A 16,012-nucleotide genomic window follows, 5' to 3' on the forward strand; every position below is an offset into this window, starting at 1 on the left:
AAAACCAAACACCGGTGATTAAGGTAACGTGTTGCCCGCTGCGAAGTAGACGTTGTACCATTCTTGCTTGGTCAACGTCACGTCCGCACCGGCTGCGCTGTCGGCGATGTGGGCGGGGTTCATGGTGCCCAACAGGACTTGAATATTAGCCGGATGCCGCAAGATCCAGGCAATCACAATGCCGTTCTTGGAGACACCGTACTTATCGGCTAACTTCTGCAGCTCGTCATTTAATTTTTGATATTTTGGATCGTTGATGATCATCCCGGCGAAAAGCCCGTATTGGAACGGGGACCAAGCCTGGATGGTGACGTGGTGGCGTCGAGCAAACTCCAACATACCCCCGTCGTGGTCGACGGCCCACTTGTCTTCCATGTTGACGTGCATACCGGCGTCAATCATGCCGGTATGGGCGGGTCCGAATTGCAGTTGATTGAACATCAACTTCTGGTCGACCGCGTCTTGGACCATCAGATATTGCTGAACGTTGAAGTTGGAAACCCCAAAGTGGCGTACCTTACCTTCACGTTGGAGCGTGTTGAAGGCGTCCGCCACTTCTTCAGGTTCCATCAACGGGTCCGGCCGGTGCAGCAAGAAGGCGTCCAGGTAATCCACGCCCATCCGGGAGAGGATACCATCCACGGCATCCAAGAGGTGTTGCTTGGAGAAGTCGTAGCGCTTCCCGAAGACCAAGCCGTCGTGACTACGGGCGGGGTCTAAGACAATGCCACCCTTAGATTGAATGTAAAAGTCGTCGCGCGACAAGTTTGAGGCAGCCAAGGCTTCCTTGAATTTCTTCTCTGACGCACCGTCCCCGTAAATGTCCGCGGAGTCGATGTAGGTGATGCCCGCGTCGTGAGCGGCTTCTAGGGCCTTAGCGGCGTCGGCGACTGAAAGATCGGCAATGCGCATGATGCCCAGGGCAACGGCAGAAGCTTGCCAGTCGGTGCCACCTAAGTTAAGTTGTTTCATGCTAAAAATCCTTCCTTTCTGGTTCATCCAATACAAATCTAGTCTACACCCAAAGCTATAAGGGCCCTAGTAATCGCGCCTAAACATCGTGGTTAACTAAAATTACTTATTGACTTTTCAAATTTCAACAGTATAGTTAATTACACAAGTAACTAACCAATGAACTAACAAACGGGGGAAATCAACATGACGAAGACAGTCGTTGACGTGCATCATTTAGAAAAAACCTACGGTAAGGCCGGTGAGCGGCCGTACACCGCCTTAAAGGGCTTGAACTTCTCGGTAGCCGAGGGGGAATTTGTCGGCATCATGGGGGCGTCGGGCTCGGGGAAGACCACCTTGCTGAACATGCTATCTACGCTGGACACGCCTACCAAGGGGGACGTGATCGTCAACGGTCACGACGTCACCAAGATGCGGGGCAACCAACTTTCGGATTTTCGGGCCCAAGAAGTCGGGTTCATCTTCCAAGACTTTAACCTGCTGGAAAGCCTGACCGCTGAAGAAAACATCGGCCTGCCGTTAGCCTTACAGGGCACGCCATCGAAGGTCATGGACCAGGCGATTCAATCCGTGGCCGCGACCTTATCGATTACGGACCTCTTAAAGAAGTACCCGGCGCAACTTTCCGGGGGTCAGAAGCAACGGGTCGCCGCCGCACGGGCCATCGTGCACCAACCGTCGATCTTGATGGGGGACGAACCCACCGGGGCACTGGATTCGACCAGTGCGCGCGAGTTATTGGACTTACTGACCACGATCAACCGCGACCAGCACATGTCCGTGTTACTGGTGACCCACGATCCGTTCTCCGCCAGCTTCTGCCAACGCATCTTGTTTATCAAGGACGGGCAGATTGGCTCCGAACTCAAACGGGGGGAGCTGGACCGCAAGGACTTTTACCAACAAGTCCTGACCGAACTGGGGACGTTTAGCGAATAGGGGGAACGCAACAGATGTTAACGAAATTAGCTTTAGCCGGGGTGAAGAACCGGCGCCGCGATTACCTGGTCCTACTGGCCGGGCTGACCATGTCGGCGGCCATCTTCTACATGTTCGCCAACCTCGCGACCAACCAGGCCTTCATCAAGGCCAACGCCGTGGTCAAATCCGCGAGCGTAGTCTTTGGCTTCGGGGCGGTTCTATTGGCGTTGATTACCATTGTCTACATTATGTACGCCAACTCATTCTTACTGAGCATGCGGCAACACGATTACGGGCTGTTCATGATGCTGGGGGCTAAACGCCGCCGGGTCGGTCAACTGGTTTTCTTGGAAACCTTAATCTTGGGGACCATTGCCACGGCCATCGGGATCGTGCTGGGGATCGTAGTCAGCAAGTTGTTGGTTGGCTTTCTCCTGGACCAACTGGTGCTGCACCTGGCCCACCTGACGTCCTTTTACCTGCCGGCCGTTCTGTTTACGGCGGTCCTCTACATCGGTCTGTTCATCCTGGCGTCATTGTTTAACCTGACGCGGTTGATGCGGACCACGGTTCAACAACTCTTACACGCCGACCAACAGGCCAACCAACCCAAGAGCCGGCCGTTCCGCCAGTTCATTTTGGGCCTCGTCGGCATCGGGTTGCTGGCGGTGGGGTACTGGGCCTTGGCTGCCATTGAACAGCTGCAAATGACGGCGATTCCGTTGGCTCTGGTTACCATCACGTTAGGGACCTACCTCTTGTTCCACGCGGCCGTCTTAGCCGTAATTCGGGGCTTACGGCGGACGACCTGGGCGCAAAAGCGGCTTAACGGCTTTTTATTGGGCCAACTGAACTTTCGGGTGCACGACTACACCCGGATGCTGACCATCGTGTCGCTACTGTTTGCGATGGCCTTGGGGGCGATTACCGTGGGGTCCGGCTACCACCGGCAAATGCCGATGACTGCCGATTCACTGGGCGCCTACACGGTGGCCGTCCACGACGCTAACGCCCACCAAAAGCGTCTGATTAAGCAACTTCACGTGGCGCACCAGGCCACCTACACCCAGAAGGTTCAGGGCAAGACCACCTACTACAACGCGGCCGAATTAAAGGCCCAACCGTTCCAACTGATCAAGAGCATGCAGAGTAGTACCAACGGCCAACCGCACTTCTACACGGAACCCCTGGCCAAGTTCAAGACTAGTGGGGCCACCCAACTTGACTTCATCATGTTGAATCCCAACAAGTTAGGCGATTTTGCGGCGCCTAAAATCGTGAGTGCGACGGCCTTTAAACAACTCAAGGGGGCAACTTACCGGGTTACCACGGTGCGCGTGAAGCACATGGCCGATGACCTGACGGTGCTGAAACAACTCGATCGCAGCGAACAACGCCGGTTTCCCCAGACGGCGTCTCAGTTAACCATCGGGACTTACCAATCGTTTGAAATGATGAACGGGATCTTCGGCGGGTTAGAATTTATCGGCTACTTCTTAGGGATTGCTTTCCTGGCCATGCTGGCGTCCTGCTTAATGTTCAAGATCTTGTCCGGTGCCCCCGGCGATTTACGGCGTTACGCGATGCTCAATAAGGTCGGGGTCCGGCGAGGCTTAATGCGCGGTAGTCTGGCAAAAGAAATCGGGATTTTATTCGCGATTCCTGGTATCATGGGAGTAATCGATGTCTTGTTCGGGTTACAGATGTTTAAGCCGTTGATGGGCAAACCCATGAGTCCTTACTTGGGAATCGGCACCACCTTTGCCATCTTCATCGGGCTGTACGTCATTTATTACGTGATTACCTTAGGGTTATACCTTAACTTGGTCATGCCACGCGACGTAGCGCGGGATTAAGACGAGTTCAAGAAGAATGTGAGATAAAACATGAGATTTAATTTTGATAGTCCAGAACCCATCTATTTACAAGTGGCCGAACAGGTTGAAGAAGCAATCTTCACGGGGGTCTATCAGGCGGGCGAACAGGTGCCTTCCACCACGGAGGTCTCCAAAGAATTTCACATCAATCCGGCAACCGTCCTCAAAGGGATCAACCAGTTGGTTGCGGCGGGGATGATTGAAAAACGCCGGGGGGTGGGGATGTTCGTGACGGCCAACGCCGCGGAGATGATCCGTGAGAAGCGGCGCGCCCAGTTCTACGACCGGTACGTGAGTCGTTTTACCAGCGAGGCTAAAAAATTAAATTTATCGGAAGCGGAAGTCATTGCGCTGATTCAACGGGCGTACCAGGACTGAAGGCTAGGGTGATTGTGCATCAGGGCAATCACCCTTTTTCTGTGAGCTAATGAGTTTACAAACGCGGTCAAGCGGTGTATAAAATAATTGTACGCAATTTAATTGTTAGCACAGAGAAAGAGGGACTTCACATGGACATCAAGATCAAAGACGCAGCGAAGGACTATTTGGCAGCCCACGTCACGGCCGGCAGTATTTTATTACTGGTGACCGACGATGGGTCGAACAAGTACTCGACCATTGGTGGGTCGTGTGCCATCGGCAATAAGTTCCAGCTGGTCGCGTTAACGGCCGAAGATCCCGATTATCAATTAGTGATTGAGAACAACGCCGGCTACCAGATGCGGACGAACCAAAATGATGCCATTTACTTGGGCAACGGTCTAAACTTGGACCGGGTTCACAACCAGTTAGCGTTGAAGGACGATAGCGGGATGCTGGATAGCGCGGTGGGACTGATTACCTACACGGCCGCGGAAAAATCCAAGCTGGATTTAAAGAAAGAAATGCAAACCTTAGGCACGCGAATTTGCTAACAGAATAGAATCAGAAACGGAAGTCGCGGGAGCGGGTTCCGTTTTTTGATGGGATAGTGGACGGTATATGACCAAAGTTTCCCGGTCGTCCCTTGCAATCGGTGTTAGCTCACGGGTATACTTAACCCCGAGAACAACTTTTAGGAGGGGATTTTTTTGCGGAATAACCATCGCTTCACTAAATGGCTAATCGCTTTGGTTAGTTTGCTTGCGTTGGTCGTTTGTGGACGGACGACACACGCACAGGCGGCCACGATTGACGGTAGCCCGTACGTCACGTCCGCTAAGGTGACCAACGGACCAGACTTTAAGCTAGTAGATACCATCAACGTGGAATATCACTTAGAATTTGGCAGTACCGCCCTACATAATGGCGACAAGATTACGATCCCGTTGCCCGATAATTTGAAATCATCTAAGGAAAGCACCTTTGACGTGACGGGTCCCGATGGTGAGACGGTGATTGGGACCGGACATGTCGCCAAGGGCGGCAACAGCATCGAAATCACCTTGAACGAAAAGGTGGAAAATCTGGATAACAAGGTGCTGGATCTAAAGATCGCCACCAAATACGCGGGAACTAATTACGGGGAACAAGACGTGAACTTCCCGAACAACCACCACGACAAAATCAATATCGTGGAAGATTTGGCTAACCTCTCCAAGAAGGGGGTTATTCAGGATAACAATACCGTCAGATGGACGGTGTTGGTCAACCGGCAAGAGCTGGAAATGAAGAACCTGAAGGTCGAAGACACGATTGGCGCGCACCAGACCATGATTCACGATGTCACGGTCTCCAAGGCTTACTGGGTCAGCCCGACCTCTTATAAGCGCGAAACGCCCGCCTTGGCCGCCGATGAGTATACGGTCAACTACACGGACGAAGGCTTTACCTTGAAGTTTAAGGACACAGTGAACGATATGTACGCCATCGACTACTACACCAAAGTTGATGACCCATCCTTGATTCACAGTGGCTACGTCTTCACCAATCAGGCTACGATGACCTGGGGTGGCGGAACGTCGGGAACGCCGAACTCCGAAAAGGCGAACGGTAAAGTGTCGACGTCCAGTACCAATTCCGGTTCCGGTAACGGGAACAACGTCGATAAGGACGGTAACGAAGATAAAGACGGCGATGGGGACATCGACGAAAACGGGAATACCGATATTACTGATCCGGGGACCGGGACCATTGACGTGGATGCCGGGACCGAAACACCGGCCGAAGAAGCGGCTCGGGAAAAGGAAGAAGCTGCGAAGAAGCAGCCCGCTAAGGTAACGGCTAAAACCAAGACGCAGAAGGCTAAAACCGCTGCGGCTACTAAAGCACAAGCCGTTAAACCAGTCGTGGCCACCCAAAGCCACGCTAAACGGGCCCACAACGGGACTAAGTTACCCCAAACCAACGAACAAGTGGGTTGGAACTGGGCAGCATTCGCCGGTTTGAGCCTCCTGATGGTCACAACGGCGGCGGTTATTCGGCGTCATTTCTAATATCAATGAGTTACTAAGAAAGTTCGATCAGGGGATCGAACTTTTTTTGTGACTTGGTGGGGTGTGACGGAAACCGGTATCATAAAAAAACGGTTACACCGCCGTTCCGAAATTGCGGTATGATGAGGGGGAGCCAAGAGTCAATAAATCTGAGGAAGGGGCGTCTAGAACCAGATGACTAAACCAACTTATACCGATTATTTCTTTGACGAACCAGCGTACAACACCCACGATGGGGGCTACGTTCCGCTGGAGGTCGCCGATGCGCCCGAGATGGCGCTACGGATTCCGCCATTGTTGCAACCGGACAAGGAAACTGCGACGGATACGTATTACACGGTCGAAGCCCAAGCCGGCGAAACCCAGTTACTCCCGGGCAAGAAGACCAAGACTTGGGGGTACAACACGGCTCTGTTAGGTCAAACCCTGGTGTTTGCGAAGGGGAAGACCATGCACATTGATTTGAAGAATAGCCTGCCGGAACTGACGACGTTCCACTGGCACGGGTTAAACGTGCCAGGACCGTACACTGACGGTGGGTGCCACGCGCCCGTGTACCCGGGAGAGACGCGGCACATTGATTTCACGGTGGACCAACCCGCCGCGACATTGTGGCTCCACGCGCACCCGTGTCCATCCACGGCCGAACAGGTCTGGCACGGACTGGCCGGCATGGTGCTGGTCACCGACGATCAAGAAGCTAAATTGCCGTTTCCGCGAAACTACGGGGTCGACGACATTCCGTTGGTCTTACAGGATCGCCGGTTCCACGAGGATAACCAGTGGGACTACAATCAAGACTACGATCCCGATGGCGTTCAAGGCCCCACGGCGATGATCAACGGGACCATCAACCCGTACTTTGACGTCACCACTCAACGGCTACGGCTGCGGATTCTGGACGGTGCTAACCGGCGCGAATGGCGGCTGCATTTTAGCCACGACTTGCCATTTACCCAGGTTGCGTCCGATGGTGGTGTGATGCCCGAACCCGTTAAATTTACCCACCTGATGTTGACCTGTGCCGAACGGGCCGAAATCATCGTGGACTTCGGCAGTGTCAAGCCGGGCGAAACAGTCACACTGTACTCCGACGATACGCCACTAGTAAAGTTTCGGATTCACGACTATCAACGCGAAGACGTGACGTTGCCGGACCATTTGGTCGACATTCTGGATCCGGAAGTCACGCCTAATACGCCCGTTCGGAAGGTCGTTATGGCGGGAATGGACGAATACGTCATGATTGACGGTAAGAAGTTCAATATGCAACGAATTGATGCACGTCAACGAGTAGGGAACGTCGAACTGTGGGATGTGACCAACAGCAATGAGATGGACAGCGGCATGGTGCATCCCTTCCACATGCACGGGACCCAATTCTTGGTGGTCTCCCGTAACGGTAAGGCACCGTACCCGAACGAACGGGGCTACAAGGACACGGTCGGGGTTAACCCGGGTGAAACGGTCCGGCTCAAGGTTCGGTTCGAAAAGGCGGGGGTCTTCATGTATCACTGTCACATTATCGAACACGAAGATGGTGGGATGATGGCCCAAATTGAGGCCTATGATCCGGCCCAGCCAAAGACCTACAAGCTGATGGATATGGACACGCTGATGAACGCGTTCGCCAAGGAACGGGGCGTCGACGTCAAGGACCTCCACTTAGCCGGAATGAGTTCGTACGATAAGATGGGGATGAAGATGTAAAGAGTGCGTTCAGGGGCGGTCAGCGGGCGAGCATTAAGGCCGCTAACGGGTTTATCCCCGGTCTTAGGGGGTGATTCCGTTAGTGGAATTAAGCGGAACCCGTTGCCCCTGATAAGCACGTTTCGGCGGCCACAGATGGCGCCAACGATTCGTGAGCTCACCACTCACGGATACCGCCAAATTTTCATTGAATCTTCTATGCTAACCAAATAACAGCCTTCAACCGTAAGCTTTTACTGGTTGAAGGCTGTTTTAATGTTTGGGTGAGAAAGATTTAGCTATAATAGAGATAATCAGAGCCATTGGACGGAGCAATTGGATGATGGATGGAAAGGACGGTCTGGTTCATGGACGCTAAAGCTAGTTACCCGCAGGGACGCTATCATATCAGTCGGTTTGAGCAGCAACAGTTATTAATTCGTAATCAGGTGAGTTTGGTTGCAGCGCTCTTGCGGTTGACGGATTCCAAGACACCGTTTGCGCAGGTGAACGCCTTTCTGCAAGGAAGATTAACCAACCGCAAACTCAATGATGCCGTGGTGCAGCGCTTGTTAAATCTACGAACCGCGGTCGCTTTCATTACTGGTTCACCGGAAGGCTTTGACCTCTTGACGTTTAGCCACATCAACGACCTGGTGACCGCCGGCATCGGGTTAGGTGGCGGGGAGCTGCGGAAGATGCCCGTGGTGAACCTGGGGACGCAAGCGGTCCGGTTGCCCCTACCCCAGCAAGCCGCCGTGCAGAAGGATTTACTAGATCTGCGGTTAATCCATAGCGATTATACTGACCGAGCGTTACAAACACTGGCTTACCTGTTGCACCAGCAATTATTTAGCGATGGCAACCTGGAAACTGCTTTTCTGGTAGGCAATCAGGTGCTAGCCAAGCGGGGGGCGGGACTGCTGATGGTGGCAGACGACCAGCAAGTAGCTTTTCAAAGGGTGCTTCATGACTTTTATCGGCACGCCGCTGCGGAGCCGCTTTGTCGGTGGCTCTACACTAATGCGATCGTGGGGCCAGAATTACTCAGCTAAAGTCGTCCTAAAACGGGCTCCCGTACTTCAGGGTGCCCGTTATTTATGTTTAAGGAGTCGGCGAATCAGCCAGACGATGCCGATAATGATGGCGATTTGACCAGCGAAGACCACTAAGTAATAGAGTGAATCGAATAAGTAAAAGGTGGTTAAGACGTTTATCAAGTTTAGTTTCCCCCAGTACGATTGATTCATCTATGATAAATTAGTTTAGCCTCAATGTCTATGGCAACTATCAGTAATTGCGCGGATTGCCAATACTTATTGTAAGTTATTTAATTGAATAATTAGCCAATGGATTAGCCATTGGCTAAGCGGATAGTCGGCGCTGTATTGAGTTGGAAAATTTAGTGGGAATTGGTACACTAGTTTAAAGTTGTGGGGTTAGGCATCCAAGAGAGGCCTGCTCAAGTTGTGACCGAGAACGTGATTGGGGTAGGGGGAAGTACCTAGTGGGGAGTTAGACGTGTCTAATATTAATTTAGTGGTTATTTTGATCAAGTATTTTTATGGAATTGAGGACGAAACGATTACGCCGAAGCAGATTGCTCAGCTTAACCGGACCGCCAGTAATGGGTTAGTGATTCTACTGGCAGGTCTGGGCGTCACGACGTGGGGAGTAACGGCTAGTGACGGGGGCAGTACCAGTTGGCTGTGGTGCGGATTATGGGTCGGCATCGGTGGTGGCGGTTTGTGGTTCCGTCATCTTGCCAAGCAGCTGGGACTGCGCGAGTTGCGAACGACCCGGCAAGAGTACGCAGAGCGGGTGCGGCGATTACGGCGCCGGGCGATGAACCTGGGCGGTGGCGTAGCCCTGGTTCTCTGGGGAACCATGTTACCGGTCGCTGATTGGCGGGTGACGCTAGGTATTAGTGTCGTGGTCGCGGGATTACTTGCCGTTGACACCTATCAAACCTGGCGGGAACATTTAACAATTATTGATTGAGCTGCCACCGAGCAGCTCTTTTTTGATGACCAAATGTCATATATAGTTGACACGACTGGCAACCACGGGTAAACTAAAAGTGTCAATTATAAGTGACATTTCGAAAGGTGGCGGGCCATGAACCACGTCAAAGACTATCGACAACAACGGGGATTGTCGCAGTTGAAGCTTGCGCAGACCGTGGGGGTCGCGCGGCAAACCATTAATTTGATCGAAAATGGGAAATATAATCCGTCACTCAAATTGTGTTTGGGTATCGCTAAGGCCCTAGGGACGGATTTAAACAGCTTATTCTGGGAGGAATGACGTATGGGGAAATCGAGTTTATACGTCCGGTTGGTCAAGCGTTTCTACGGCATCGACGGCGTGTTGGACGAGTACAAATTACAAAAGATCAATCATTTAGGCAACGTGATGTTTCTGTGGCTCATGGGGTACCTACTATTGGGCGATTTGGCTCTCATGGTTGCCCTGGTGAAGGTGCCCGCCGAGCAAGTCCTGACCGTCGCCATCTTTGCCAATTTAGTGGTCGTGGCCATCGTGATTGGCGTGCTGATCGGGGTCTTACGGAAACTTAAGTTAGATGATGTTGAGATTACGGCGGCCGAGTTGCCCCAGCGGGTGAAGCGGTTGCGTTGGCGGGCCTTGGGCGCGGGCCTCTACTTTTTCGGAATCACGTTGCTGACGCAGAGCTTAATGGATTGGTGGTTTGACGGGACCAGCCTAGTGGCGACCTTTACCTCACCCGGCTTCTACGGCACCGGCTTAAGCGGGGGCGTGTTCTTTGGCGTCTGGATGTACGTGGTTTGGCGGTTACACTTGAAGATTGTCGAGTGACGGCGCGGTACGGGCGACCAGTGCAAACAACGATCGACGGGGGGAGCAGGTTATGACTCAGGGTTATCTATGGACATTGCAGCATTTTTACCACATTCATGGCGTGTTAGACGAGTACCGGGTGGCCGAACTCAATCGGCTAGGCAACCGCACCTTTCAGGTCCTATGGGGATACTTGTTACTGTCGAACCTGGTAGCGTTACTCGCCACGTTGCGGTTTTCAACGACGTTGGTTTTAGGGGACTGATCGGCAGTAATTTGCTGGTGATCTTGCTGGTCGAATGGTGGTTGAGCCGGGCCGTTAATCGGTTAAAATTAGCCGTCGAAGAGGTCGACGCTGCTCATTACACCCGGCGATTGCGGGCGTTAAGGTGGCGCGTGGCGGGCCAAACGAGTCGCTTGTTAGTGTTCTTCTGGGTGGGCCTGTTAGCCGTTTACCTGTTTACTAAAGACCAGAAGAAACAGTTGCATCGGTTAAGGTAATCAAAAAAAGCGCGATCCGCAGTGGGCGGGTCGCGCTTTTCAAAACGTGGTTATTAGAAGAACAGCTTGCTGGCAATCGTGACGCAGGTCATTAAGACTACGGAAGCTAAAGTGGCGGCTAAGAATGGTCGACTACCGCGGTGGGCGATGACCTTGAAGTTCACGCTCATCCCCAGGGCGGCCATGGCCATCCCCAAGAAGATGTAGGCCAACTTGACCAGCCCAGCGACGACAGCGTCCCCCAAGGGAATAAAGGTACCGATGACACTGGTCAGGATGAAGCCGGCCATGAACCAAGGAATCGGTAACTTAGCGTTGGCGTCCGTGTTGGCTTGCGGCGTCGTCTTTTGGTACCACAGCCCGATGATCACGGCGGCCGGGGCTAACAGGAGCACCCGGGATAACTTGGTGATGATGGCGGTGTCCAGACTGACCGGACCACCGGCGCTCCCGGCGGCGACCGCGTGGGCGATTTCGTGTAGTGAGCCCCCGGTCATGACCCCGAATTGAACGGCGGTCAGGTGCAAGAGCGGCTTTAAGCCGATTTCAATCAAGGTAAAGACGGTCCCCAAGATGGCGACGATGGCCACGGCCAGGACTTCGTTTTCCCGTTGTTGTTCGGCCTTTTCGGCGGGCACCTTGATCTGTGGCGACACGCCCATGACGGCGGCGGCCCCACAGATGCTGGTCCCGGTGGCCGTCAAGATGGCCAGGTCCTTTTCGACCCCCATCTTCCGGCTCAGGTTGTAGGTCAGTAAGATCATCCCGGTAACCACGACGGCGGCCAAGGTGATGGTCTTGACCCCGGCGCTGGCCAGTTGGATTAAGTTCAATTTGAAGCCTAATAAAATAATACCTAAACGCAAGAACTTATTGGAAATGAAGCCGATTCCGGCCAGGTTGGGGGTTACCAGTTGGGGCCGGACCTGACAAGCCATCCCCAAGAGTAGGGCGATGACCAAAGCCCCCACTAGATTGAGGTAGGGCAGTTGGGCCAGTTCGCTACCGGCCACGGCACAGATCAACGTGATCACGGCGGCCCCCCAGAATGGTCGGGACGCTAAGGTCGTTCGAATTTCTAACATCAGCAATTTTCTCCTCTCAAATCGATAAATTGAGTATACCGGAGTGGTATCATAAGATAAAATTGTTATTTCTGATGTTTCCATAAATCTAGCTAATGATGAGGTGCTTTCATATGTTTGATCAACGCTATCAAACCTTTCGGGTTCTGGTCGCCACGAAATCCTATACCCGTACGGCCGAGGAATTATTTATCACCCAACCGGCCGTTTCTCAACAAATCAAGAGTCTAGAGACCGAAGTCGGGGTGCCGTTGGTCCATTATCAGCGCCCGTATCTGACCATCACGACGGCTGGCCAACAACTAGCCGCGTTCATTCAGCGGACTCAGGCTCAGTCGACCAAGTTACTCAACGACTTGCGCCAACCGGGGCAGCAACGACAACTGACCTTTAGTACCACCCTGTCCATCAGTGAATTCTTAGCGCCCCAGTTGGTGCGTGTACTACAAGCGCAAGGCAGTTATCGGCAAATTAATTGTCAGATTACGAACACCCAAACGGCGCTACGGGCCCTCCAAACGGGAACCAGCGACTTTGCCTTAATTGAAGGAAACTTTGAAAAGCACGCCTTCGACTACCAGGTGATTCGCCACGAACCCTTCGTGGGTATCGTGGGGGCCACGTCGCCGTTGGCCCAATTGACGCGGGTGACCTGGGCCGATCTGACCAATTACCCACTGATTATCCGGGAAGGTGGATCGGGTAGCCGGGACATCTTACTGCACCTGGCGCAGGCCGCCAACGTCAGTCTGGCAGACTTTCCGCAGGTCATCACGGTCAACCACCCGGCGGCGATTCGCCAACTGTTATTGGCCGACGTGGGGGTCAGCTTTGTCTACCGGTCCGTGGTCCAGGCCGAACTCGCCACGGGTCAGCTGGTCGAACTGCCCTTAGCTTCCGGACGCTTGGAACACGATTTGGACTTAGTCTACGTCAAGGATAGCTTTTTTGCGGCGGACTACGCCCAGCTCGCCGCTCAGCTCCGATAGGAGGCAAAGGTAGAACATCGAAGCCCTGGCCCTCGGCGCGCTGCTCCGATAGTTTGTTAAGTGAGCTTATTATTAGACAATTAATAATAAACCCTGTAGAATAGCAATATTGTTCTAAATTTTGCCGAAAAGGGGTGGAGCCACGTGACGAAGAAGACGAAACGGGCCATTTTTATTTTAATTTTTAGTGAATTCCTAGTGTGTTTAGGGATTAGTTTAGTGATACCGGTGATGCCGTTTATTAAAACGCAATTGCATCTGAGTGCCACCGATATGGGGATCATGAACGCCCTGTTTGCCTTCGCGCAATTCGTGGCCTCCCCGTTAATTGGCCGACTGTCCGACCGGATTGGCCGCAAGCCGGTCTTAACGGCCGGGTTGTTCCTGTATATGGTCTCCGAAGTGTTATTCGCGCTGACCAACCACTTGTGGGTCTTCAACATTTCGCGGGTCATCGGGGGCCTGTCCGCCGCGATGGTGGTGCCGACCGCCATGGCGTTAGCCGCCGACATCACCACCAAGCAACAACGGGCACGAGTGATTGGCTGGTTGTCCGCCGCCTTTAGTGGGGGCCTGATCTTGGGGCCCGGCATCGGTGGTATCCTGGCCGGCGTCAGCTACAAGACGCCGTTTTGGGTCGCCGGGGCGTTGGGTCTTTTGAGTGCGGTGGTCTTGATCACCTTACTGCCCAACGACGCCGAACACGAACAACCGGTGGCCACCACTACGGCCACACCCACCAGTCACCCGATGAGTCGGGCGTTTTGGACGGTGCCCATCATTATCCTGTTTACCATGATTCTGGTCTCGTCGTTTGGCCTGCAGGGCTTCGAAAGCATCTACAGCATCTACGTCAACGAGGTCTTCAACTTCAGTCTGAGTAACATCGCGCTGGTGTTAACGTTAAATGGGTTGATTTCGTTATTCTTCCAGGTTGCGTTATTCGACGGCATGGTCAGTCGGCTGGGGGAACGGCGGTTGATTCGAATCTGCTTTTTCTTAGCGGCCGTGTCGACCATCTGGATTACCCAGGCGCACAGCAAGCTGGAAGTCATGGTGGCCACGCTGATCATCTTCACGGCGTTCGACCTCTTACGGCCGGCGATTACCACGTTACTGACTAAGGCCAGCGAGACCAACCAGGGTCTGATCAACGGGTTAAACATGTCGTTGACCAGCATCGGTAACATCGCCGGACCCATCATGTCGGGAATGTTGCTCGACATGAACACCCACTACCCGTACATCGTGGTGGCCGGGTTCCTGATTGTGTCGTACCTGATGGCGTTCCTGTTACGCCGACCACAGACGGCCCAACCGGTCAAACAAAACTAAGTCAATGTATAGCAAAGAGGCGTCGCTGGCTGTAGCGACGTCTTTTTTAGATTGCTGAGGACAAAAATAAATCAGCTAACCATGCGAATTAGCTGATTTCCCCTAGGCAGATGACCATTATGAAGTTAGCCGTTGTGTGACCGCCGTTCCTCCCCCAAGGTGCGGCGGGACACAAGGCATGTTAGTTGGAAAGGGTTCACCAAACCGGCGACCGGCTTCCCCCAAAGCCAGTCCCGGACTAGTCAAATTTACCGACGGAGCGGAACACTCCCCCAAGCTTCCGCTATCGGTGAGTAAACGTGTGAGAAATTACAAGCACTGTGACGGTTGAAACTCCTTTAACGTTTATGACCCCATTGTAACCAAACTGTTACATTTATATAATCCCGTAATTTAGTTATTGGATTACTAAAATTAACCACCTGAGGACTGGCTGCGTTATACTATTGTCGATGACTGGAATGACTGAACTGGTAAAAAATAGAGAAGCTGTAAACGGTCTGGGGACCGTTACACGAAAAAGAAACGGGGAACCGAGATGCCACGGCCGTATCATGAACGTTTAAATTTTGCGATGGAGTTACCCCTGCGAATCATTTTGCACGGAGCAGCGGGGCCCAAGAACGTCTTGCCCCATTGGCACCAAGCCGTCGAATTGACCTACGTTTACCGGGGAACGCCGGGCGATGTACACATTGGAAGTTCCACCTTTGCCATGCAGGCCCAGCACCTGTACGTGATTAATTCGGAGGTGGTCCACAGTTTCGAATCAATTTTAGATGAGGACAATCAGGTGGCCACGTTATTATTGCCGGCCGTGTGGCTGCGTAATCTGGTTGATAGCGACCAGCTACCGGTTTGGGGACCCTTGGACTTGGACTTGACTACGCCACCATATCAGGCGTTGCACCAGGTGGTTCAGGCACTGGTGGCTAGTGCCCAGCGACCGTCGACCACCCGCGCACAGTACCTAATTGATCTGGGAATGGCTTACCGGTTGGTCGGGGAACTGATCAAGGGATTGACGGTCAACGGTCAGATCTTAAACGATCAGCGACCGTTACCGCAGCCGCTTCGGCAGGCGGTTAACGAGATTCAGGAGAACTATGTCAGTTCGGTGTCGATTGCGGACTTGGCGGCTAAATTGAGTTACTCCAGCGTCTATTTTTCGCGGTATTTTAAGTCCTATATGGGGATTTCCCCCAAGGCCTACCTGGGACAGGTTCGGTTGGAACGAGCGACCGAGCTGCTGATGAGGTCGCAAGAATCAATCCAAGAAATCGCCCGGCAGACGGGCTTTCGGACGGAGAAAAACTTCTTCGTGACGTTTAAGCAGCGCTTCGAGATGACGCCCAAGACCTACCGGGAACGGTACGCCGCTCAGCAGGAATGGCATTGAACGGTTG

18 protein-coding genes are annotated in these 16,012 nt (G+C 53.1%); 15 read left to right on the forward strand and 3 right to left on the reverse strand.

Annotated elements, in window-relative coordinates; genetic code table 11:
* Positions 1–18: 18 nt before the first annotated feature.
* On the reverse strand, positions 19–972 hold the full coding sequence (locus tag RI501_RS03170) for an aldo/keto reductase (protein ID WP_313820321.1): 954 nt from the start codon (positions 970–972) through the stop codon (positions 19–21).
* A 186-nt stretch (positions 973–1,158) separates the two neighbouring features.
* Between RI501_RS03170 and RI501_RS03175 the strand changes: the two genes are divergently transcribed.
* The 7 genes from RI501_RS03175 to RI501_RS03205 all read left to right on the forward strand — a co-directional run bounded on the left by RI501_RS03175 (position 1,159) and on the right by RI501_RS03205 (position 8,931).
* Complete coding sequence (locus RI501_RS03175) at positions 1,159–1,914, forward strand: ABC transporter ATP-binding protein (protein WP_313820322.1); 756 nt, start codon at positions 1,159–1,161, stop codon at positions 1,912–1,914.
* 14 nt (positions 1,915–1,928) lie between these two features.
* Positions 1,929–3,752 (forward strand): FtsX-like permease family protein, encoded by a 1,824-nt coding sequence (locus RI501_RS03180; RefSeq protein WP_313820323.1) that lies wholly within the window; start codon positions 1,929–1,931, stop codon positions 3,750–3,752.
* A 30-nt stretch (positions 3,753–3,782) separates the two neighbouring features.
* Complete coding sequence (locus RI501_RS03185) at positions 3,783–4,151, forward strand: GntR family transcriptional regulator (RefSeq protein ID WP_057733709.1); 369 nt, start codon at positions 3,783–3,785, stop codon at positions 4,149–4,151.
* Positions 4,152–4,282: 131 nt separating this feature from the next.
* Entirely contained in the window at positions 4,283–4,687 is a 405-nt protein-coding gene (locus RI501_RS03190) for an iron-sulfur cluster biosynthesis family protein (protein ID WP_313820324.1), read from the forward strand.
* Between the two features lie 156 nt (positions 4,688–4,843).
* Entirely contained in the window at positions 4,844–6,187 is a 1,344-nt protein-coding gene (locus tag RI501_RS03195; RefSeq protein ID WP_313820325.1) for a collagen binding domain-containing protein, read from the forward strand.
* A gap of 174 nt (positions 6,188–6,361) precedes the next feature.
* Positions 6,362–7,897: a multicopper oxidase family protein gene (locus tag RI501_RS03200; protein ID WP_313820326.1), complete on the forward strand. Its 1,536-nt coding sequence runs from the start codon at positions 6,362–6,364 to the stop codon at positions 7,895–7,897.
* A 347-nt stretch (positions 7,898–8,244) separates the two neighbouring features.
* A complete protein-coding gene (locus tag RI501_RS03205; RefSeq protein ID WP_313820327.1) occupies positions 8,245–8,931 on the forward strand; it encodes a hypothetical protein in 687 nt (228 codons plus the stop codon).
* Between the two features lie 39 nt (positions 8,932–8,970).
* Here the strand turns inward: RI501_RS03205 and RI501_RS03210 are convergent, their stop codons facing one another.
* Positions 8,971–9,096, reverse strand: a complete 126-nt coding sequence (locus RI501_RS03210; RefSeq protein WP_313820328.1) for a hypothetical protein — start codon at positions 9,094–9,096, stop codon at positions 8,971–8,973.
* A 301-nt stretch (positions 9,097–9,397) separates the two neighbouring features.
* On the opposite strand from RI501_RS03210, the gene RI501_RS03215 reads away from it, so the two are divergent.
* The 5 genes from RI501_RS03215 (at position 9,398) to RI501_RS03235 (ending at position 11,197) form a co-directional block, all read left to right on the forward strand.
* Positions 9,398–9,877, forward strand: coding sequence for a hypothetical protein (locus tag RI501_RS03215; protein WP_313820329.1), 480 nt, complete (start codon positions 9,398–9,400; stop codon positions 9,875–9,877).
* A 117-nt stretch (positions 9,878–9,994) separates the two neighbouring features.
* Entirely contained in the window at positions 9,995–10,183 is a 189-nt protein-coding gene (locus tag RI501_RS03220; RefSeq protein WP_057733694.1) for a helix-turn-helix transcriptional regulator, read from the forward strand.
* Positions 10,184–10,186: 3 nt separating this feature from the next.
* Positions 10,187–10,714: a DUF3278 domain-containing protein gene (locus RI501_RS03225; protein WP_313820330.1), complete on the forward strand. Its 528-nt coding sequence runs from the start codon at positions 10,187–10,189 to the stop codon at positions 10,712–10,714.
* A gap of 52 nt (positions 10,715–10,766) precedes the next feature.
* Entirely contained in the window at positions 10,767–10,961 is a 195-nt protein-coding gene (locus tag RI501_RS03230) for a DUF3278 domain-containing protein (RefSeq protein ID WP_313820331.1), read from the forward strand.
* 11 nt (positions 10,962–10,972) lie between these two features.
* Positions 10,973–11,197, forward strand: a complete 225-nt coding sequence (locus tag RI501_RS03235) for a hypothetical protein (protein WP_313820332.1) — start codon at positions 10,973–10,975, stop codon at positions 11,195–11,197.
* 53 nt (positions 11,198–11,250) lie between these two features.
* Here the strand turns inward: RI501_RS03235 and RI501_RS03240 are convergent, their stop codons facing one another.
* Complete coding sequence (locus tag RI501_RS03240; RefSeq protein ID WP_313820333.1) at positions 11,251–12,282, reverse strand: YeiH family protein; 1,032 nt, start codon at positions 12,280–12,282, stop codon at positions 11,251–11,253.
* Positions 12,283–12,395: 113 nt separating this feature from the next.
* On the opposite strand from RI501_RS03240, the gene RI501_RS03245 reads away from it, so the two are divergent.
* From RI501_RS03245 to RI501_RS03255, 3 genes are all read left to right on the forward strand, one after another.
* Complete coding sequence (locus RI501_RS03245) at positions 12,396–13,271, forward strand: LysR family transcriptional regulator (protein WP_313820334.1); 876 nt, start codon at positions 12,396–12,398, stop codon at positions 13,269–13,271.
* Between the two features lie 144 nt (positions 13,272–13,415).
* Positions 13,416–14,606 carry an MFS transporter gene (locus RI501_RS03250; protein ID WP_313820335.1) on the forward strand — a complete coding sequence of 397 codons (1,191 nt, stop codon included), beginning with the start codon at positions 13,416–13,418 and terminating at the stop codon, positions 14,604–14,606.
* Between the two features lie 538 nt (positions 14,607–15,144).
* Positions 15,145–16,005, forward strand: a complete 861-nt coding sequence (locus RI501_RS03255) for an AraC family transcriptional regulator (protein ID WP_313820336.1) — start codon at positions 15,145–15,147, stop codon at positions 16,003–16,005.
* Positions 16,006–16,012 lie beyond the last annotated feature (7 nt).

This window comes from Levilactobacillus zymae (assembly GCF_032190635.1).
In the GTDB taxonomy this organism is placed as follows: Bacteria; Bacillota; Bacilli; order Lactobacillales; family Lactobacillaceae; genus Levilactobacillus; species Levilactobacillus zymae_A.